The organism is Commensalibacter intestini A911 (genome assembly GCF_000231445.1).
GTDB classification, from domain to species: Bacteria; Pseudomonadota; Alphaproteobacteria; order Acetobacterales; family Acetobacteraceae; genus Commensalibacter; species Commensalibacter intestini.
The window spans coordinates 373342-393127 of the sequence record NZ_AGFR01000009.1; the positions used below are offsets into that span (position 1 = coordinate 373342).

22 protein-coding genes are annotated in these 19786 nt (G+C 36.1%); 8 read left to right on the top strand and 14 right to left on the bottom strand.

All coding sequences use genetic code 11. The annotated features are described in order from the left end of the window. Window positions 1-25 precede the first annotated feature (25 nt). Window positions 26-832: a YdcF family protein gene (locus tag CIN_RS08835; RefSeq protein WP_008854741.1), complete on the bottom strand. Its 807-nt coding sequence runs from the start codon at window positions 830-832 to the stop codon at window positions 26-28. Between the two features lie 27 nt (window positions 833-859). After that, complete coding sequence (locus CIN_RS08840; protein ID WP_040364239.1) at window positions 860-2251, bottom strand: MFS transporter; 1392 nt, start codon at window positions 2249-2251, stop codon at window positions 860-862. A gap of 133 nt (window positions 2252-2384) precedes the next feature. Here CIN_RS08840 and CIN_RS08845 point away from each other — a divergent pair, with 133 nt between their 5' ends. Continuing rightward, a complete protein-coding gene (locus tag CIN_RS08845; RefSeq protein ID WP_040364240.1) occupies window positions 2385-2627 on the top strand; it encodes a hypothetical protein in 243 nt (80 codons plus the stop codon). 177 nt (window positions 2628-2804) lie between these two features. Here the strand turns inward: CIN_RS08845 and CIN_RS08850 are convergent, their stop codons facing one another. The 5 genes from CIN_RS08850 to CIN_RS11550 all read right to left on the bottom strand — a co-directional run bounded on the left by CIN_RS08850 (window position 2805) and on the right by CIN_RS11550 (window position 8179). Beyond that, complete coding sequence (locus CIN_RS08850) at window positions 2805-3842, bottom strand: DUF475 domain-containing protein (RefSeq protein ID WP_040364241.1); 1038 nt, start codon at window positions 3840-3842, stop codon at window positions 2805-2807. Between the two features lie 618 nt (window positions 3843-4460). Then, a complete protein-coding gene (locus CIN_RS08855) occupies window positions 4461-5969 on the bottom strand; it encodes an efflux transporter outer membrane subunit (protein ID WP_008854746.1) in 1509 nt (502 codons plus the stop codon). A gap of 11 nt (window positions 5970-5980) precedes the next feature. Beyond that, window positions 5981-6892, bottom strand: a complete 912-nt coding sequence (locus CIN_RS08860; protein ID WP_008854747.1) for an efflux RND transporter periplasmic adaptor subunit — start codon at window positions 6890-6892, stop codon at window positions 5981-5983. A gap of 34 nt (window positions 6893-6926) precedes the next feature. Next, window positions 6927-7121 (bottom strand): DUF1656 domain-containing protein, encoded by a 195-nt coding sequence (locus CIN_RS11745; protein WP_083813379.1) that lies wholly within the window; start codon window positions 7119-7121, stop codon window positions 6927-6929. A 269-nt stretch (window positions 7122-7390) separates the two neighbouring features. Next, window positions 7391-8179, bottom strand: a complete 789-nt coding sequence (locus tag CIN_RS11550) for an extracellular solute-binding protein (protein WP_050798405.1) — start codon at window positions 8177-8179, stop codon at window positions 7391-7393. Window positions 8180-8471: 292 nt separating this feature from the next. Here CIN_RS11550 and CIN_RS08870 point away from each other — a divergent pair, with 292 nt between their 5' ends. The 3 genes from CIN_RS08870 (at window position 8472) to CIN_RS08880 (ending at window position 10096) form a co-directional block, all read left to right on the top strand. Further along, window positions 8472-8765 carry a hypothetical protein gene (locus tag CIN_RS08870; protein WP_008854749.1) on the top strand — a complete coding sequence of 98 codons (294 nt, stop codon included), beginning with the start codon at window positions 8472-8474 and terminating at the stop codon, window positions 8763-8765. A 34-nt stretch (window positions 8766-8799) separates the two neighbouring features. After that, window positions 8800-9228, top strand: coding sequence for a hypothetical protein (locus tag CIN_RS08875; protein ID WP_008854750.1), 429 nt, complete (start codon window positions 8800-8802; stop codon window positions 9226-9228). Between the two features lie 163 nt (window positions 9229-9391). Next, window positions 9392-10096, top strand: a complete 705-nt coding sequence (locus tag CIN_RS08880; RefSeq protein WP_050798406.1) for a response regulator transcription factor — start codon at window positions 9392-9394, stop codon at window positions 10094-10096. A 32-nt stretch (window positions 10097-10128) separates the two neighbouring features. On the opposite strand, the gene CIN_RS08885 is transcribed toward CIN_RS08880, so the two are convergent. Beyond that, window positions 10129-10917, bottom strand: a complete 789-nt coding sequence (locus CIN_RS08885) for an NAD kinase (RefSeq protein ID WP_008854752.1) — start codon at window positions 10915-10917, stop codon at window positions 10129-10131. Window positions 10918-11382: 465 nt separating this feature from the next. Here CIN_RS08885 and CIN_RS08890 point away from each other — a divergent pair, with 465 nt between their 5' ends. Then, a complete protein-coding gene (locus CIN_RS08890) occupies window positions 11383-11901 on the top strand; it encodes a helix-turn-helix domain-containing protein (protein ID WP_008854753.1) in 519 nt (172 codons plus the stop codon). A 7-nt stretch (window positions 11902-11908) separates the two neighbouring features. Here CIN_RS08890 and CIN_RS08895 read toward each other — a convergent pair whose 3' ends face one another. From CIN_RS08895 to sdhC, 5 genes are all read right to left on the bottom strand, one after another. Then, a complete protein-coding gene (locus CIN_RS08895) occupies window positions 11909-12586 on the bottom strand; it encodes a tyrosine-protein phosphatase (protein ID WP_008854754.1) in 678 nt (225 codons plus the stop codon). 18 nt (window positions 12587-12604) lie between these two features. Beyond that, window positions 12605-13387 (bottom strand): succinate dehydrogenase iron-sulfur subunit, encoded by a 783-nt coding sequence (locus CIN_RS08900; RefSeq protein ID WP_008854755.1) that lies wholly within the window; start codon window positions 13385-13387, stop codon window positions 12605-12607. 18 nt (window positions 13388-13405) lie between these two features. Then, window positions 13406-15217 carry a succinate dehydrogenase flavoprotein subunit gene (gene sdhA, locus CIN_RS08905; RefSeq protein ID WP_008854756.1) on the bottom strand — a complete coding sequence of 604 codons (1812 nt, stop codon included), beginning with the start codon at window positions 15215-15217 and terminating at the stop codon, window positions 13406-13408. A gap of 32 nt (window positions 15218-15249) precedes the next feature. Continuing rightward, a complete protein-coding gene (gene sdhD, locus CIN_RS08910) occupies window positions 15250-15660 on the bottom strand; it encodes a succinate dehydrogenase, hydrophobic membrane anchor protein (RefSeq protein WP_170314050.1) in 411 nt (136 codons plus the stop codon). 64 nt (window positions 15661-15724) lie between these two features. Continuing rightward, window positions 15725-16177 carry a succinate dehydrogenase, cytochrome b556 subunit gene (sdhC, locus tag CIN_RS08915; protein ID WP_040364242.1) on the bottom strand — a complete coding sequence of 151 codons (453 nt, stop codon included), beginning with the start codon at window positions 16175-16177 and terminating at the stop codon, window positions 15725-15727. Between the two features lie 192 nt (window positions 16178-16369). Here sdhC and CIN_RS08920 point away from each other — a divergent pair, with 192 nt between their 5' ends. Beyond that, complete coding sequence (locus CIN_RS08920; RefSeq protein WP_008854759.1) at window positions 16370-17005, top strand: hypothetical protein; 636 nt, start codon at window positions 16370-16372, stop codon at window positions 17003-17005. A gap of 45 nt (window positions 17006-17050) precedes the next feature. Beyond that, entirely contained in the window at window positions 17051-17365 is a 315-nt protein-coding gene (locus tag CIN_RS08925; RefSeq protein ID WP_008854760.1) for a hypothetical protein, read from the top strand. Between the two features lie 60 nt (window positions 17366-17425). On the opposite strand, the gene CIN_RS08930 is transcribed toward CIN_RS08925, so the two are convergent. Then, on the bottom strand, window positions 17426-18448 hold the full coding sequence (locus CIN_RS08930; RefSeq protein WP_040364243.1) for an aspartate-semialdehyde dehydrogenase: 1023 nt from the start codon (window positions 18446-18448) through the stop codon (window positions 17426-17428). Window positions 18449-18659: 211 nt separating this feature from the next. Here CIN_RS08930 and zapE point away from each other — a divergent pair, with 211 nt between their 5' ends. After that, entirely contained in the window at window positions 18660-19778 is a 1119-nt protein-coding gene (gene zapE, locus CIN_RS08935; RefSeq protein ID WP_050798407.1) for a cell division protein ZapE, read from the top strand. Window positions 19779-19786 lie beyond the last annotated feature (8 nt).

Genomic DNA, 19786 nt, shown 5'->3' on the forward strand with positions numbered 1-19786 from the left:
GTAACGACATGAAAAGTTGTTTATTTTAAATAAGAATTTTCCGATCTTGAACAGCTTCTTCCTGCGCGATCAATCCTTGTAAATGACGATAAGCTTCTTCGATTTCTGTTGGAATATCAACATGAGGGATAAACCCTTTTCCTTTGGGGCCATAGCCGTGTTCATCATCTCTCAGCCTTGGAATTTCACCGATTAGCAATGATAAAAATCGACTGGGACTCCATAATCCCACAATCTCAGGATTAGCATAATTGATCTGATGATCTAAGAGCTTAAGTTGAGGCACAAAAGAAGGCTCACTATAAAATTGCATCTCAAAATTCGCTTGCTGCCACGCTTTTTGAAACGTCACCAAGGTGCGTAATTGCATCGTAGGGTCTTGGATAATGACTACTTTTTTAGGCGATAAACTTAACGCTGTCAGCTGATCTAAACTAAACGCAGCATTCGCCCCACAATTCGTTGATTGAGTTTCTAGAATCAGTTTTTCTTTTGGAAACTCCCATAACGCAACCGCTAAATACCCCGTAATTTCTGCTTCAGATAGAGATTGAAAATCATGAGTGATCTCAGGATAAAGTATCTTTACGGTATCGATTAAAAGCTGTGTAGAATGCCCAACGCCACCAGAGAATAACAAAGGACATTGCTTTTGTTTTGCAAGCTGGCACGCCGCAATGGCCGTTTCAAGCACAGCATTCCCTGCGTGAATGACAAGATCAATGTCAGTATTATGAATGGCTGCATGCTCACTAGGTGCCAGAAAAGCTGCAATTTGATTAACAGCGTGAACATCGTCTTGTGTTTTTAAAAGATCGTTAAATTGCAGCATGGACTTTCTCATTGAATAAATACGCTATTAAAATGTTGCTTGCACTCTTTGTGCGGATCGTTGTGCAAAGGCCATGCCTGTAATCCAAGAAAGAACAACCATCAAGATTCCCAAGGCTAATAATAGATACCATCCTGCTGTTGCGGCATGTGTAAATGGATATCCTGCATGCATACGCCCGTTTAATAAAGCCCCAAGCACGGCAACTCCCAAAGATTGTCCAAATTGTCGAGCAGTTGCTGCTGTTGCACCTGCGACGCCAGCTCTGTGATTGGGCATGCCTGTTACAGCAATCACGGTAATTGAAGAATTCGCCATCCCCATTGCCATTCCAACAAACCATGCAGCAAGGAGGAAATAGAGTTCAGGGATATCGACTTCGATAATTAATAAAACAGCTCCAATGATTAAGGAGGTTCCTCCAGCCATCATTGGTAATCGTGTGCCCCATCGTCCCACAGCCAACCCAGATAAAGGTGCAAACACCATATTTGCAGCTGCCAATGGAAGCATTAATAATCCAGCTTCCAGTGGCGGAATTAGTCGATAATCTTGTAAATAGAGAGATGCCACAAAAACAAAGCCTGCGTAGCTAAAAAACTCGATTAACCCAATAAAGGTCGCAATTGAAAAGGGAATAGATTTAAAGAAGGTAATTTCAAGTAGAGGCTCTTTCACACGTTTTTCAACATATAGAAATACAAAGCCAGAGATTAGAGCGATAACACCAGCAACTTTTACGATAGGATCAGAAAGTCCCATTTCGCCACAGTGAATAATAGTGAGGGTCAAACTACCAATAAAGATGATTGCTAATATTTGTCCTAGAACATCAATAGAGCGAACTTGCTTGTCATCAAAAAGAGGAATCACTTTGTGAATTAATGGGACTGCTATGATGACAATGGGAATGTTTAACAAGAATATTCCTTGCCAGCTATAGTCCGCAACAACAAACCCACCAACGATGGGGCCTAATCCCATTCCTACCCCAAGGACTGTTCCCCACATTCCAATTGCAAATGCTTTTTCTTTTTTATCGGTAAACACTTTTGATATGATTGATAATGCAATAGGCCCCATGGAGGAGCCTCCGATGGCTTGCAATCCACGCATCAGAATGAGCATATTCGGAGAGGTAGATAATGCACATAGTAAAGAGCCTAATCCAAAAATACTAATGCCGATGGCAAACATTCTTCTTTGACCAAATCGATCAGCAAGAGATCCAGATAACATTAATAAAGAGGCTAATACCATTAAATATGCATCAACAATCCATTGTAATTGAGAGGTGGATGCATGGAGCTCTTTGGCAATGGAAGGGAGGCTAATGTTAACTGCAGTTGCATCAATTTGAACGATTAAAACAGCCATACAGCAAACGCAGAGTGCAGTATATTTTTGTTTATTGGTCATTAAAAAATACCAGAAAAGAAAATAATTTTTAGGAATATAAAATATTATGTTAGATGATGAGCTAGAATAAATAAATAAATAATTCTATATTATTAGTTATCGTAAGCAATCATTACATATTGAGAGAAATAGGATGAGAGAACAATTTTTTAAAAAAAATATAATTGAAATTGTACTTAGTTTTTTTTTAGGGATAGTGATAGCATTTAGTTCTCTTATATATATATTATTGTACATTTATACAGGTCTTCGTAGTCTAATTATTCCTATCATTATACTGATTATTGGCCTTATTATAACAGGATGGGGAGTTTATAAAGTAAAAACACTTGGTCAAATCATAGATGCTGAAGAAGTTGATTTTGGTGAAAAGTAAAAGTTAGCATCACTATGAATATGACTATTTTATTGAGTAAAATATTCAATCAAGACTAATAAGGCCGATGTCTAAATATTTTATTGGTTTTGCTAATGATACAATAAGCACCTTTGTATAATATGATTGCTATATAATTTTCTTTTATAAAAATAACGTTGAGATATTTAGATATAATTAATTTTTAGATTCTTCTTCTGGATGTTTTTTATTCCAACAGATTGAGGAAAGCAGCGCAAGAAGAATGCATGCTGCTCCAATAAGACCGGTAACGACTTCAGGCACCTCATGAGAAACGCTAACAAACATTAATCCTGATAATGCAAGGATAGCCCAAAAAGCACCGTGTTCAAGGTAACGATATTTTGTAAGTGTATCCAGTTCAACAAGCATAATTGTTAAAGATCTAACGAACATAGCACCAATTCCTAACCCTAGGACAATGACAAAAAGGTTAGTGGATAATGCAAACGCTCCGATAACACCATCAAAGCTGAAAGAAGCATCAAGCACTTCTAAATATAAAAAGGCACCAAGTCCTGCTTTGGCAACTGTTGTTGTAGCGTCTTCAGCCTCAAGCATAGTTCCAATTGCTTCAACAGCAATAAAGGTAATAATGCCAAAGATACCAGAGATGATAAAAGTTAATGCTTCTGCTTCTGGTAATAATTTAGACATGCCGAAAATTGCTAAAAGAACAATAACAATTTCTATAGCTTCTAATTTAGAGAATTTAGCCAGTTGATTTTCAATAAAAGTAATCCAATGAATATCTTTTTCAGCATCGAAGAAAAACTTTAGTCCAACAAGAGCTAGGAATGATCCGCCAAATCCCATAATGCCAATATGAGCACCAGATAAAATCTCTGCATATTTTTCAGGTTGTTTAATGGCTAGGTCAAGTGCAGCAACAGGATCAAGGTGAGCAGCGATACCTACAATAATTAATGGGAACAAAAGGCGCATTCCAAAAACAGCGATCAGCATTCCCCATGTTAGGAAACGTCCTCGCCATATATGATTCATGTCTTTTAAAACAGTTGCGTTGACAACAGCATTATCAAAAGAAAGAGAAACTTCCAATACACCAAGAATTGCACAGATTAATACAGTTGATAAAGCACCTGTTGAGGTTCCTGTGGCATTGTAACCTAGAAAAGCCGCAAGGAAAAGGCAAATGATAGTAAAGAAAAATGAGCCTTTAAAGTATTTCATAAATTATATATCCAGATATCTAAGAATAGAGATATTAGTCTTTTAACGCGGCAATCTATTATAAGTAAATACCAATATTATTCGTGAGATCGTTATAGTCTTTAAAATATTAAAAGAGGTGGTTAATTTTCATTATTAATAAAAATTATCTTATATATACATTATTTGATTGCTATGCTCTTTTGTCATATGAACTATGTATTTATAATCTAAGTTCGTTCAGTTACAACTTGTCGTTTAACATCAGTGTTTTGTGCCTATTACTATAAAAATAGTATATTCATCGTATCTGATTTGTTGATTAATATATAAGCCGCTTTGATTATGATAGAGTTAGGAATATTTATATTGTTTTGTGTTGAGGAAGTGTAGGCTGGATGAATATCATAACTTTGATGAATATCTAACAGTCTTTATTTTATATGGTTTTCTGATTACAAGGTGTTTGTACATAGTATGACTTAAAAGAAACACAAAAAAGTCTATGTATCAGTGTTCTCAATTTTCAATTAATGACTTGTCGACGATTGGGTAAAGTAAAATGATGTTACCTTTATAATTAGGACGTCATTTTTTCTATTTATCGGTTATTGAGAACACTGAGGTATGATTTTGTCTTTATTGTTTAATCGCTTTTGCCCATATATTTTGTTGTTCTAAGCTAACTGGTAATTCTGTTTTAGTAATTTCAACGCCTTGCCATCCAGCACCTAATGCTGTGAATAAATTAACAGCATCTTGGAAACGGTCTAGCATTGCAACAGCTTCTGAGTTAGTTGCAGCTGTTGCTGTTCTTTGTGCGGTTAAGACATCAAGATATCCTGTCAAACCAGCTTGATATAATTTTTGGGCACGTTGTAAAGCAAGTTGGCTGCTTAATTTTGATTTATGCAATAATTCAACATGTTCAGCATCATCACCCCAAGCTGCAATAATATCCTCAATTTCTTTTAATGCACCTAAAATAGTTTGACGATATTGTAGTCTTGAAGCCTCTGCCAATGCTTGCGCGGCTTGAACTTGCGCCGTTAAACGACCACCATGAAACCCTGGAATAGCCATATTAATGAAACTGCTTGATACTAAACTTGCAATATTGGCCATTTGACTAGTGTAAGACGTTGTTGGCATTGCACTAAGGTCAATGGTAAATTGAGGATATAGTTCGGCAACAGCAATCCCTACATTAGCTGTTGCTACAGCATAGTTTCGTTCTGCTTCTCGAACATCTGGGCGGTTGGCTAATGCAATCGAAGGAATAGATGCTGGAAAAGCGGGAAGGTTAGGTTGAGGTTTTTCAATTTTTAAAAGTGCTTCAGTTGAACCAGGTGTTTTTCCCAATAGCACATCGATTGTATGGGTAATTTGTGTAATATTGGTTTTTATCGGTTCTCTAGAAGCACGTTGGCTTTCTAACTCTGCTTGGGCTTGGGCCGTGCTAAGTGTTGTCCCTGTTCCCTCTAAATATTGTTTTTGAGCTAAGTTATAAATATATTGAGCAATAGCAACGTTTTCATCAGCAATGCGTAAACGAAGTTGCATATTTCTTAATGTTACATAGTTATTAGCTAATTGTGATAACATCGTTAATAAAACAACACGACGATCTTCAATAGAAGCCTTCACAGCTTCATCTTGAGATTGCACCATACGACGGATCATACCGAATGCATCGACTTGCCAACTGACGCTTGCACCATAACGACGAATAACAGCATCATTAGGTTGTCCTTTTAGCATCGTGCTGGTTCCTAATGTATAGGAAGTGGTTGTGTAACCATAACCAGCAGAGCCATCAAGTTGCGGATACCAATTCGAAGATTGTTGATCTCTTAAAGCTCTGGCTGCTAAAATGCTTTGGCTAGCAATTTGTAGATTGTAGTTATTTTTAATTGCTTCTTCGACAAGTTCATTAAGCAAAGGATCATGGAACTGTTCCCACCAACGGCGCATTTCATTTGTTGCATCTGCAATTTCTTTAGCTGTTGCAGGACGTTTCCAAACTTTTTCTGTCCATTGATCTGGAATTTGCATATGATCACGATGAAAGTTAGGCCCTACTGTACAAGCTGTTAATCCAAATAAAAGAACAAGCGGCGTTGTATAACGAAAGAAGTGTTTATACATTACGTTGTTCCTTATAAATGATTTTGTAACCAAGAGGATAATAAGCCACGGCGTCCTTTGGTTTCTGGACCAATGCTGACGGTTGCGGTCATCCCTGCTGATAAATGAATAGTATCAGGAACATGATCAATATGTATTCTTACTGGAATACGTTGAGCCAAACGAACCCATGTGAAAATCGGGCTAACATTTTGTAATCCAAAGGCATCAGCATCAGCGTTGCTATCATTAATACCTCGAGAGATACTAACGACGTGGCCAGGAAGGATTTGTTTATATCCCATTAACTTAATACGGGCAACATCGCCTATGTGAATACCCCACATTTTGGTTTCTTCAAAATATCCGTAAACCCAAAAAGAATCTGCATCAACAATAGATAAGTAAGATTGTCCAGAACTGACGTAATCACCAACTCGTAAATTAAGGTTTGTGATATATCCGTTGACTGGAGAGTATAAAATAGAACGTTGCATATTCAATTTTGCTGCGCTTAATGCTGCTTGTGCACTATCAACGCTGGCCTGAGCTGTTGCAACTTTGGTGTTATACCCTTCTTTTTCTTCTGTAGAAACGATACCCTCTAATCCTTTTCGGCGCATCGCGTTACGGCGTTGTAATGTCAAGTCAGCTTCAGCAGTTTCTAAGTTAGCTTGAGCTTGTTGAATTGCGATTCTAAAACGAAGTGGATCGATAATAAATAAAGGTTCGCCTTTACGGACATATTGGTTGTCTTTTACTGGGACTTGCACCACAGTCCCAGAGACTTCGGGGGCGATCTTAACGACGTAAACCCTGACGCGTCCATCACGTGTCCAAGGGGCAATCATATAAGTATCCCAAAGGGTTACCCCAAGGATAATCGCAATGACAACAACGATAAGAGTTAAGCTAATACGGATAATATTGCTGAAAGAAAACATGGTGCGAGATCAAAACTTAATAAAGATAAAAGGGTTACATATAGAGAATAAGTAGACACAAAATACAAAAGTATAAGGCAACTTCAAACAAAGCAAGGTGCCAAAATATTTTTATTAATCCTGTTCGCCATAAAATAGATCGAACAATCATTGTTACGACCAAGGCAAGCAATGTATATACTACAAAAGGGGCAATAAATATGCCAAAAAAGTCAAATTCTGCGATCATTTCATGGTTACTAACAGGAAAAGCCTAAAAAAACATAGCGAAAAATCGTATAGATGAAAAGAAATCTCTTTCTGAGTTAAAGGATGAGAAAACGTTTCATATAATCGATACTAAAGATATAAAGAAACATTGTAAAATTAAATATGTATCATACAAATATTGTGGCAATAATGTCGATATATATAATTTCATTTTTTAAAAATACATAATGCGAATAAGTCTTTGTTCCACTTCAGTCAAGATATTTCATCATTTATTGTTAATTAATTTTATTTGGGGTTGCTTAAGTGTAACCATTCGTCAAAGATTTTATCTAATGAAATCGAAGAGTCTGGAGAAGAAAAGTTAAACTGTTTGATTGTTGGATATTTTGTTGAATAATCCAAATTTGTAGAGGGAAATGGAAATAAAGGATTTTTTTTGAGTAAATTGTATATTATTTTAATTCTACTTGTTTGGATTGTAATAGGGATACTAAAGACAATTGAATTCTCTATTGTGTTATTTTGCTGAAGCTTAAAATGTAAATTAGGGTGTTGTTGTTGAAAAGAAAGTATGCTGAGAACAGAGGCACTAGTCATTAATACTTGATTATTTTTTAATAAAAAGTTGGCATCATTTGGCGTTGTCCACCATACAATATAAGGACGAAGTTGATTCAGTTTTTTGAATGCTCGTAAAATTCCAGATGGGGTCGATAAAGTTTCAATAATTTCATCAGGAGGAACGTTATCTGCTAATAATGCAATGGATAATGCGCTAAAAGCATCTTTTTGCAATCCTCTTCTTCCTGGATATTGAGTGATATTCCAAAAATCTTTCCAAGTTGGGTTAAAATGAATCTTACGTGTGTCCCATGCCAAGGCGATATGATCTGTTATTGTTTGAAAATCACATTGTTTGGTGTCGGAAGAGAGTAAATCATCAGGTAAGGAAATTAATAATCCACGCTCGCATGCTTGGTCAGCAGTAGTTTTGTTGAGTAATAAAATATCTACAGGAGATTTATTTAGGGATAATGCTTGCTCTAGTGTTGTAATATTACCATCCCATGTCACAAGATGGTATTTTTTATCATAAGTCTTAAAATAAAATTGATAGCCGTTTAGAACGCCTAAATTTGGCCGATTTACCTTAGTATCTGCAAAGCAAAAAGAGGTTGATAGTATGCTTGAAAAGATAAATATGAATATAAATTTAAGTAAATGCATATAAATTTGTTAAATAATATGTAAGTATAGTGAGTGACTATAAATTGTTTATACGAAGATGTAAAATATATTATCGTAAATACATGTTGTTGAAGATAAATTATTTGAATGTTTTCTCGGTATAGAAAGGAAAAACAGAATGTTTTTTGGTAAAAAAGATAAGAAAAAAGCTGCAAAAGCTGCTGTTGCATTGCAAAAGAGTGCTCAAGACGAAATTAGATCTTTAAAGGAACAAGTTGAAGAGTTATTAAATGATCGAGTAACTCCAGCGATTGTACAAGCTGCGGATAAAGCTGATCAAGTTGTGCATAATACAAAAGAACTTACAGATCATCAAATGAAGCATGTTTCTGATAAAGTGCAATCTAAACCTTTAATTGCTATTGTTCTCTCTATCGTCATTGGGTATTTATTAGGTCGAGTTATCCGTTAATTTTGTTATCATTTAGAAAGTGATTTAAAGAATCATGAAGATTGCTGAGTATGGTAAAGCCGCAGTTGATGCTGAGGTTATACTTCTGAAAAAAAAGTCAATTAGAATTAGCAAGCAAATTGTTTTGTGTTTGGTTGGAGCTCTTTTTGGCTTATTTGCATTGATTTCCATTCATGCTGTTTTGGCCGCACTTTGTTGGAATTTACTCCATACAGGTTTTTTGGGAACGTCATTGATTATTCTCGTGTTTGATGGTGTTTGTGCAGCTTTCTTATTTTGGTGTGCTTTCAAGCAAAGAGTTAGTGTGGCTGAGTTAGAAGCAAAAGTCGTTCGTAATCATAATTTAAAAGAATTACGAAATTCGCTTGCGATTACGGCATTAATTGGAACGTTAAGTGGCCCTATTGGGGGATACGTGCGTGGGATTATTTGGCAATTTATCAAAAAGATATTTAAGAAATAATTTGAATTAATAAAATAAAATTGAGGTTTGTATATATTGATTTTTACAAACCTCGATATTATCTAAATAGTTAATAAAGTATTAATTCTTTCTTAAGTTTTAATTGATTTTTGTTTTCAACTTATGATAGTTATTAGCTAAAGAGCTATCTGGAGTAGATACTATGCATGTTCTTCTTATGGGCGAAATATTCTTTTCTGAGCATGAGTTCTATCAAGAGTTGAAGGCAGCGGGCTTTTCAATTGATCGTGTTCCTTATGATACCCAGCTTTTATCGGCGTCGCGTTTCTACGATTATGATATGCTTATTATCGAGCCAGACATTTTAGATAAGCAGTTTTTTTCTACAATTAAATTTTTAAGATCGCTTAGTGAAAAACTACCTATGCTTGTTGTTTCTAAGAAAAACGATCTTGATCTTAAAGTTCAATCATTCCAAGTTGGTGTAGATGACTTTGTTGCTATTCCTTTTGCGATGCAGGAGCTATTAGCTCGGTGTAAGGCGCTTTTAAGGCGTGCGAATAAAGTTGTTGCAGATCGTATTGTCAAGGCAGGTCCATTACAGATTAATTTAGAAACACGTGAAGTTTCAGTTAATAATAATATGGTGCGTTTAACGGCTAAAGAATATGCAATTCTAGAAATGCTTATTCTAAGGCGAGGTGTTTTAATTAGTAAAACAACCATTCTGAATTATTTGTATGCAGATAGCGATGATGAACCAGATATGAAAATTATCGATGTTTTTGTTTGTAAGCTTAGAAAAAAGCTACAAAATGCTGGTGCTGGAGATTTAATTTCTACGATGTGGGGGCAAGGATATATTTTTCACAATACCCACTCTGCCTCTTCTAAAGAAGAAGCCTAGTAATTTATTATAGCAGTTTATTTAAGTCGCGGTTAAACAGTGAATTGCTCTGCGACTATTCTTTCTGACAGTTCATGTCCTTGGTTAAATAAAATCGTTGATTTGATTGTGCGATTTTCTTTTACAAAAACCTGTGTCACATCTCTTATTTCTGTAAAATCAGCGACAGCGGCAATAGGGCGTTTTTTTTCTTCCATGGTTAAAAATTGAATAGAAGTGTTGGAAGGAAGTAGGGCGCCTCTCCATCGACGAGGACGAAAAGGGCAGATCGGGGTCAAAGGTAAAAGCCCAGAATTTAAAGGTACAATAGGGCCATGAGCCGACAAATTATAAGCTGTTGATCCTGCTGGTGTTGATACAATAATACCATCGCAAATAAGTTCAGGAAGTCTAATTTCATCATTGGTAATAATTTGTATTTTTGCAGCTTGTCTTGTCTGTCTATAAAGGAAAATGTCATTAAAAGCTAAAGCTGTATGTGTTTTTCCATCTGCAGTGTAAGCAGTCATGGCTAGAGGATGTAGAGAAGTTGGTTGGGCCTCGTGTAAAATTAGCGGTAAATCTTTTTCTATAGATATTTTGGGGTTGGTTAAAAAACCCACAGATCCAAAATTAATACTATAAATAGGGATTTGGTAATTTAAATAATTATGTAATGTTTCCAACATAAAGCCGTCACCACCAATACAGATGATCACTTCTGTTTCATTAATATCTGCATTGCCATATTTTTTTATCAGGTCATTTTTATATTTAATTGCTTCAGAGCTTTTAACAGATAAAAAATGTATTTTTTTTGGTGGATCAATTAGGGGCCACATAGATATTTCCAAGATAATTTAGAGTTTAGTAACTTAATATATGGAGGCGGAGGAAAATAATTTTGCTTTATAATTTATAGTTAATGTAGTTATCTTACTTTATTTTGAAATTATTCATAGCCTATTAGACTAATTTAGTCCTTTATTTTTTTTATACAATATAATATTAAATCAAAATTAAAGTAAATTATCATTATATTTGTTTTATAATCGTTATTATTTCTGTGTATATAACATTTTGTAGAAATTGAATGTTAAAGTAAAGCAATTATTTCAACTTTTAATTGTATTTAATTGTTTTAATACAATTAAAAGTTTTGTTCATCTATAATTATTTATTTAAATTTCGTATCTATACTTGAATTTATTCGCTTGTGCTGTTAATTATTATAAGATTTATAATAAATTTTTATTTAAGCAAAATATTGTTGAATAATTATTTTTATTACGAGAGTAAATATTTTTATGGCTGAAAATAAAAAAATTTCAGATGTATATATGAAAGATAATCTGATAGAATCTAACTTTATTGATAAAAGAGTTGGAGGACGTATTCGTTTAAGAAGAAGACTTTTAGGTTACTCTCAAGAAAAGCTTGCTTTGGCTCTTGGTCTTTCTTTTCAACAGGTCCAAAAATATGAAAAAGGAAGTAATCGTGTTGGTGCATCAAGGTTATTTGATATAGCGCAGATTTTACAAGTTCCTATTAATTTCTTTTTTGATGAATTTTTAAATCCACTTTATATTGAAGAAAAAATATTAGGTGCTGACATGTCATCTGCTATTGCACAAGATGTTCATAGTAGTTTAGATGATACATCAGAATCTGTATCCTCGCCTGAAGATGAAAAAGATACGATATTTGAGTTGATGAGTAATAAAGAGGCTATTCATCTTTTAAAAGCGTATTATGCGATTGCAGATCTTGAAATTCGTCAAAAATTATTACATTTAATTCGTGCTATGGGAGATAACAGAGAATAAGCTTATTTTATTCTCTATGAAGAATTTTATCGGTTATAAAAGAAGAGATTTTTTTAGCTTTGAATTCTTTTCTTAAAAAATCTTCATGGTAATCTTGGTTTATCCATGTGAGGAAATCTATTTTTCCTTGAGTTTGTTGATAATAGTAAACGAAAAAACGGTCTAAAATACCTGTTTTTGCTTGTTTAAAATGTCCAAATTTCCAAGAGAGTTGAGCAATAGCATCATCGAGAGTTTTGCCTTCGAACAAAGTAATTAATGCTGAAACTAATCCAGCACGATCCGCACCAGATTTACAATGAATGAGGATCGGAAACTCAAGGTTGGGGTAAAGTTGTGCAAGATTTAAAATACGATCTTTATGAGGGGCTCCGCGACTTTCAAATGGTAAATCAAGCTGTGTAATTCCAAGTTGTTTGGCGGCTTGTCGAGAAAGGGCATCTGATCCACAATCACGTTTGCCACGTAAGTTAATAATTGTTTTAATATGATGTTTTTGAACAAGTTTGCGTAATCTTGCAGGCGTTGGATGATTGCAACGATAGACTTTGCTTGGAATAACAGCGTGAAAATTTGTCCAGACCAGCCTAAATATAGAATGGTCAATAAATAGACTATCTAACCATGCTTTGTAACGGTCAGAGGGAGTGGAAAGTGATGGATCAAAAGATATTTTCTTGCTCATGATCCATCTTTATATGATTTAGATTTTACGTTCAACTTGTAAATGCTTTAACTCTGCAATTGCTTTGGCAGGATTTAAACCTTTTGGACAAGTTTGCGTACAATTCATAATTGTACGGCATGCATATAAACGCATGGAATCTTCTAGTTCATTCAAGCGCTCACCAGCATATTCGTCACGACTATCAGAAACCCAACGCATTGCGGCTAATAAAACTGCTGGGCCTAAATATTTATCGCCATTCCACCAATAAGAGGGGCAAGAAGTTGAGCAACAAAAACATAAAATACACTCATAAAGTCCATCCATTTTCTTGCGTTCTTCAACACTTTGAAGACGTTCTTTATCAGGTGGTGGTGGTGTATCAGATTTTAGCCAAGGTTCTACTTCGCGTAATTGGGCATAAGGGCCACTGAGGTCTGGGATAAGATCTTTAACGACAGGCATATGCGGTAAAGGATAGATAGGCACATCAGAATTAATGTCTTTGATATATTTCAAACAAGCCAGAGTATTGTGACCATCGATGTTCATGGCGCATGAACCACAAACCCCCTCACGACAAGAACGACGGAAGGAAAGGGTAGGATCAATTTCATTTTTAATGTAAATCAATGCATCCAATACCATAGGACCGATTTTATCTAAGTCGACTTCGTAAGTGTCGGTGACAGGATTACGATCATCGTCGGGGCTCCAGCGATATATTTTAAAACGTTTAACGTTTTTCGCATCAGGAGCAGCATGAAAGGTCTTGCCAACACCGATACGGCTATTTTGAGGTAATCTAAATTCAACCATAATTTTAACCTTTCTTACCTAATATACGCGTTTTTTCGGAGGGAAAGTTTGAACTTCATCGGTCAGCGTATGCATATGCACTGGACGATAATCCAAAGAGACTTTTCCTTTGTTGTTTAGGAAAGAAACGGTATGTTTTAACCAATCTTTGTCATCACGATCAGGATGATCATCATGGGCATGTGCACCTCGGCTTTCTTTGCGAGCTTCTGCACTAACCATGGTTACCGTTGCATTGGCAAGAAGGTTTTCAAATTCTAATGCTTCCATTAGGTCTGTATTCCAAATCAAAGATTCGTCTGCAACAGAGATATCTGCAAGTTCGGGCCAGATTTTTTCTATTTTTTCTACACCATCTTTGAGGTTCTGGTTATTTCGGAAAACAGCAGCGTGACGTTGCATTGTGCGTTGTAAGTTATCACGTAATTTAGCAACTCTGGTATTTCCTTTGGCGTATCTGAGGGTATCCAGACGCGCAATGGCATCTTCACCTGCATTGGCAGGTAATGGAGGAATGTTATCGTTTGGTTTTAAGGTTTCTTTAGCACGTAAGGCAGCTGCACGGCCAAAAACAATTAAGTCGAGTAAAGAGTTTGTTCCTAAACGGTTAGCCCCATGAACAGAAACGCAAGCGGCTTCTCCGATAGCCATTAAGCCAAGGACTGTTGCATCTGGATTATCTTTGGTTGGACGGATGACTTCGGCATGAATATTCGTTGGAATACCACCCATATTATAATGAACCGTTGGCAGAACAGGAACGGGATCTTTGGTAACATCAATGCCAGCAAAGACTTTAGAAGTCTCAACAATGCTAGGAAGGCGTTCATGTAAAATATCTGCACCTAAATGTTCCAAGTGCAACATGATATGATCTTTGTTTGGACCACAACCACGACCTTCGTTAATTTCCACAATCATTGCACGAGATACAACGTCACGAGAGGCAAGGTCTTTGGCATGAGGGGCATAACGCTCCATGAAGCGTTCACCTTCAGAGTTGGTTAAATACCCACCTTCACCACGGCAACCTTCGGTTAATAAACAACCAGCTGGGAAAATACCTGTTGGATGGAATTGAACAAATTCCATATCTTGGGTTGGAATACCTGCACGCATAGCCATGGCGTTTCCATCACCAGTACATGTATGTGCAGAAGTGCAAGATTGGAATGCACGTCCATAACCACCTGTTGCTAAGACAACTAAGTTCGCACGAAAACGATGCATGGTGCCGTCATCAAGACACCAAGCCATGACGCCTTTACAAGCCCCTTTATCATCCATAATCAAGTCAATAGCGAAATACTCGACAAAAAATTCAACGTCGTGTTTAAGGCTTTGTTGGTATAATGTATGTAAAATTGCATGTCCTGTTCTGTCAGCAGCAGCACAAGCGCGTTGTACGGGTTCTTTCCCAAAATCACGCATATGTCCACCAAAAGGACGTTGGTAAATCTTACCGTCTTCTGTGCGGGTAAAAGGAACGCCCATATGTTCTAGTTCATAGACGGCAGGAACAGCTTCGCGACATAAATATTCAATAGCGTCTTGGTCGCCTAACCAGTCTGAGCCTTTGACGGTATCATACATATGCCATTGCCAGTGATCTTCGGCCATGTTGCCTAAAGAGGCGGCAATGCCTCCTTGAGCTGCTGTTGTATGACTGCGTGTTGGGAAAACTTTGGTAATACAAGCGGTACGTAATCCAGCGGCACCCATTCCTAATGTTGCACGAAGCCCAGAGCCACCAGCACCCACAACAATAACGTCATATGCATGATCAACAATACGATAACTGCGTTGTGAAGGTAAGGTTATGGTATTCATTATTTCATATATCCTGTTTCTTTTATTTTTAATTATTTTTTAGCTGGAGCCAAAGCAAGTTTCAAAATGGAAATAACGGATAATAATCCCAAGAAGAAAGTTCCACCTTTAATGATTAAATCAAGGATTGATTTACTTTTTCCTCGTGAATAATCGCTGGTAATCACTTGTAGCCCCATTTGCATATGATGAAAGGTGATAATCATCAAAGAAAGAAGCAAAACAGTATTCACAGGTTTTCCAGCCCATTGCACAACAGCTTTATGATCTGCATCGGCCAACCTTAACATCTGGATAATAAACCAAATAGACAATGGGGCGCTGCCAATTGCGGTGATGCGCTCTGCTTTCCAATGCTCAACAACATGATGACCTGCACCGAGTTGGCGCATGCGACCTAAGTTAGAACGTAAAACGGTGGGATGATCGGAAGATATTCTCACGGATAGTTTCTCCTAAAGTAATAAATTAAAAATATGAGTGATTATTGATTGTGTAATTAATTGATTACTTATTCTTTTTACTTAATCGCTTGCCGATAATGATTGTCCATAACCCAAGGGTTAACGCTGAAATACCAACGATATCGATCTTGCTATCTTTATTAATTTCTTCTTTTTCCAAGCGTTTTGCGGTGCTGTCCCACATTAAATGGCGTATGCCACGAATGAAATGTAAAAAGAAAGAAGCAGAAAAGCCAAATAAAACAACTTGCCCAGGAAAACTGCCAGTGACTTTTTGAACGGTTTTAAAAGATTTAGGCCCTTTTGCAGCAGAAGCAAGCCACGCAACCATTAATGTTGATCCGAAGGCTAAAGCCGCCCCAGTTATTCTATTTAAAATAGATAAGGACATTGAAGGGATAGGTTTATAGACTTGTAAATGTGGTGACATAGGTCGTTTTTGTAACGTACCATCACTTTTATGACCGACATAAAAAGTCTCGCGTATATCCGACATAATTCTTTCCTAATGTATCGTTTTCGGCATGATGCCGAGCAAAATTACTTAGCCTCAGCCTATACCGCGTTATTCTATCGGTCTAGTCAAATTATTAGGAGAAATAGGGTTTTTCGATCAAAAAAATGATAGTTTCTGGCGTGTAATATATTGTAAGGTTTTGTTTATAATCGAAACTAATTGTAGATTACTATGCTTACAAAGCATGTTGATAAGTTATGGGAAGTTTTAGAAGAGACTAAGATGCAACGAAAAGTATTGAGAAGTTTTTTAATTTTAATAGGGCTATTTTATAATATTTCTGGTTTTGCGCAAATATCGGATACTAAAATAGTACAAGGCCCTTTTAAAACAAGTTTATATCCAAATGGCAAAATTTATTTTACCAGAAAAGAAGATGATCAGAATACAATTGTACAACAATGCTATCCGATTTCTTTCTTTTTAGAAAATGTTCAGAATGGTGCAGTTCAAAAAGAAAAAATTGATCAGTATGAGGAGGATGGAGGATGTCCAGAAATAAAATCTGTCTTTTTTAGTATTATCAAGAATCAAAAATATATTTTTGTGATGGTCGTTTGGGATTCAAAGCATGCAGGGGCTGGTACGTATGGTGATGTATACCAAACCTACGCTTATACTAAAAATGATAAAGGGATATTGTCTCTCGATAAAAATATTTCAGACGATGAGAATTTGTCGGGTTTTAACGGTGACAATAATTGTAAAAGTGATCTTAATCCTGACGGTGACACTGATTGTTATAAGAACTATAAATATAAAACTGCAGCAGATATCAAAAAATATTTAAAACAAAAATATCATTAGCTGTTGAATAATATTTTATTTTTTTAATTCTCTAGGAGAAAAGAAGTGGATTTTTATACAGGAAAACCAGATCGTCCGATTGAGCATTATGGGATTGTTTCTTATACTTTTCAACAATTACCATTTATGGAAAAAGCGTCAGGTGCATTAAAAGAACTGTTTAAGAATAAGGTAAAAAAAGTTGAACCACAATCTGATGAAGAAGCAATGCAATCAATAAAGCTGTTAGTTTTAGAAAAAAACTCAAAAACAAATGTTATTTATGATATGAAAATTTCTACCATTTATGTTCCTGCTTTTTATGCTTACTGTATGATTACAAAAATATATGCAAGTTATGGACGTTATAAAGATGAATAAAACAATAAAAAAAGCGAGAATGTCTCGCCTTTAATGTAGATCAACTCTTGTGATTGTAGATTATTTCTTAGAAACGAGATTTTGTTCAATCATTGATTCAGCAATTTGCACAGTGTTTAATGCAGCGCCTTTGCGGAGGTTGTCAGACACGCACCACAAAGCCAAACCATTTGGCACAGTTGGATCAATGCGTAATCTGGAAACGTAAGACGCATCTTCACCAGCAGCTTCGATTTGAGTAACATAGCCTTCATCTTGGCGTTCATCATATAAAATAACACCATCTGCTTTACGAAGGGCTTTACGTGCTTTTTCGAGGTCAACAGGGCGTTCACATTCAATGGTAATGGCTTCACCATGGCCAATAAAGACAGGAACGCGCACACAAGTTGCCACAACAGCGATATCTGGATCTAGAATTTTTCTGGTTTCTACTGCCATTTTCCATTCTTCTTTGGTAAATCCATCATCCATGAATTTATCAATGTGAGGAATACAGTTGAAAGCGATTTGTTTCGTGAAATTACCACGAGAAATGCTTTCTCCGATTAAAGAAGATTTGGTTTGGGTGAATAATTCATCCATGCCTTTTTTACCAGCACCACCTACCGCTTGATAGGTTGATACAACCACTCTTTTAATTTTAAAAAGCTCGTGTAATGGTTTCAGTGCAACAACCATTTGAATGGTTGAGCAATTTGGGTTCGCAATGATGTTGCGTTTCGCTTTTTTTAGATCTTCTGGGTTTACTTCAGGCACAACCAAAGGAACATCAGGTTCCATACGGAAGTATGAAGTATTGTCAACGACGATACATCCTGCTTCTGCGGCTTTAGGGGCATAGATTGCAGAGACAGAAGCGCCAGCAGAAGAAAGAACAAAATCCCATCCGTTAAAATCGAATGTTTCTAGGTTTTGAACCTTTAGAACTTTTTTATCGCCAAAAGAAATTTCTTTTCCAGCAGAGCGAGGTGAAGCTAATGCTGCAATATCTTTAATTGGAAAGTCCCGTTCAGCAAGAATTTTCAAAATTTCTCTGCCCACAGCTCCAGTGGCACCCATAACGGCTACGCGATAACCCATAGTTCTTTTATCCTTAGATTAGGTTCATAAATCTTAAAACTGAAAAGAATATATTTACAGGTTTATTCTTGCTTGTAAACGCATGAAAACAAAAAAGGCTTAAAAGAGATCACAATTGTAAGAGCTATATAAAAATTACTATGAATTTTCATTTATAACATTAAATAGAAGGGGTATTATTAGATAAAAATTGACTGAAAAAGAGTGGAATATGAATTTACCCAGTGCTGTTTATCAGGAAAGAGTAAAAGCAGAAACGTTAAAGCAAGATGCTGCACAACAAAAAATTGTTTTTATGTTGGATCAACTCTGTAAATCTCTGGCTACGTATCAACCTGCTGTTCATTCTGCTGGTGGGATGTTGGGTGCTTTAAAAAGTATCTGGCAAAAGCCTGTTCAACCTCCTAAAGGGCTTTATTTGGTTGGATCTGTGGGGCGTGGGAAATCGATGTTAATGGATTTGTTCTATGCTCAGGTTCCTGTGCAATATAAGATCAGGACGCATTTTCATATTTTTATGCAAGAAACCTATAAAAGATTTCATGTCTTAAAACAGCGATCAGGAAAAGGTGGCGATCCTATTCCTACATTGGCAAGAGAGCTGGCTCAAAAAGCATGGCTTTTATGTTTTGATGAGTTTCAAATTAATGATATTGCCGATGCTGTTTTGTTGGGTCGTTTGTTTGAACAGCTTTTTGCATTAGGCGTCGTGGTGGTTGCAACATCGAATGTGAGAATTAAAAATCTCTTTCAAAATCGACCTGGTGCGGATGCTTTTAAGCCATTTATAAAAATTTTATCTCAGCAAATGAATGAGGTTGAATTAAATGCAGCACAGGATTATCGTTTAGGTCGTAGTGAAAATGAACAACGGTGGTTAATTCCCTGTACGATGCATAATAAAGAGCAATTAGATCATGTATTTTTGCGTGAATCGCATGGTGTTCCTGAGAAAGAAGAAATGCTTTTGGTGATGGGTAGAAAGCTGAATGTTCCTCATGCTGCAGGTGATGTTGCACGTTTTAAATTTGCTGACTTATGTGATGTAGCGTTGGGAGTTGGGGATTACCTTGCTTTGGCCCAACGATTTAAAACAATCATTTTAGATGATATTCCCGTATTTAACCCAGAGAATGTTAATGTCATTGAACGTTTTACAATGTTAATTGATGTATTGTATGAGCAAAATGTGAAACTATATGTTTCGGCAGAGACAGATTTTGAACATATTTATCGTAAAGAAGATCGCAGATCCTTTTTCGAACGTACAATTTCGCGGTTAAATGAAATGCAAGGTCAGAATTGGGGTAATGTCGCCCGAGCAGTGTAAGAGATTGC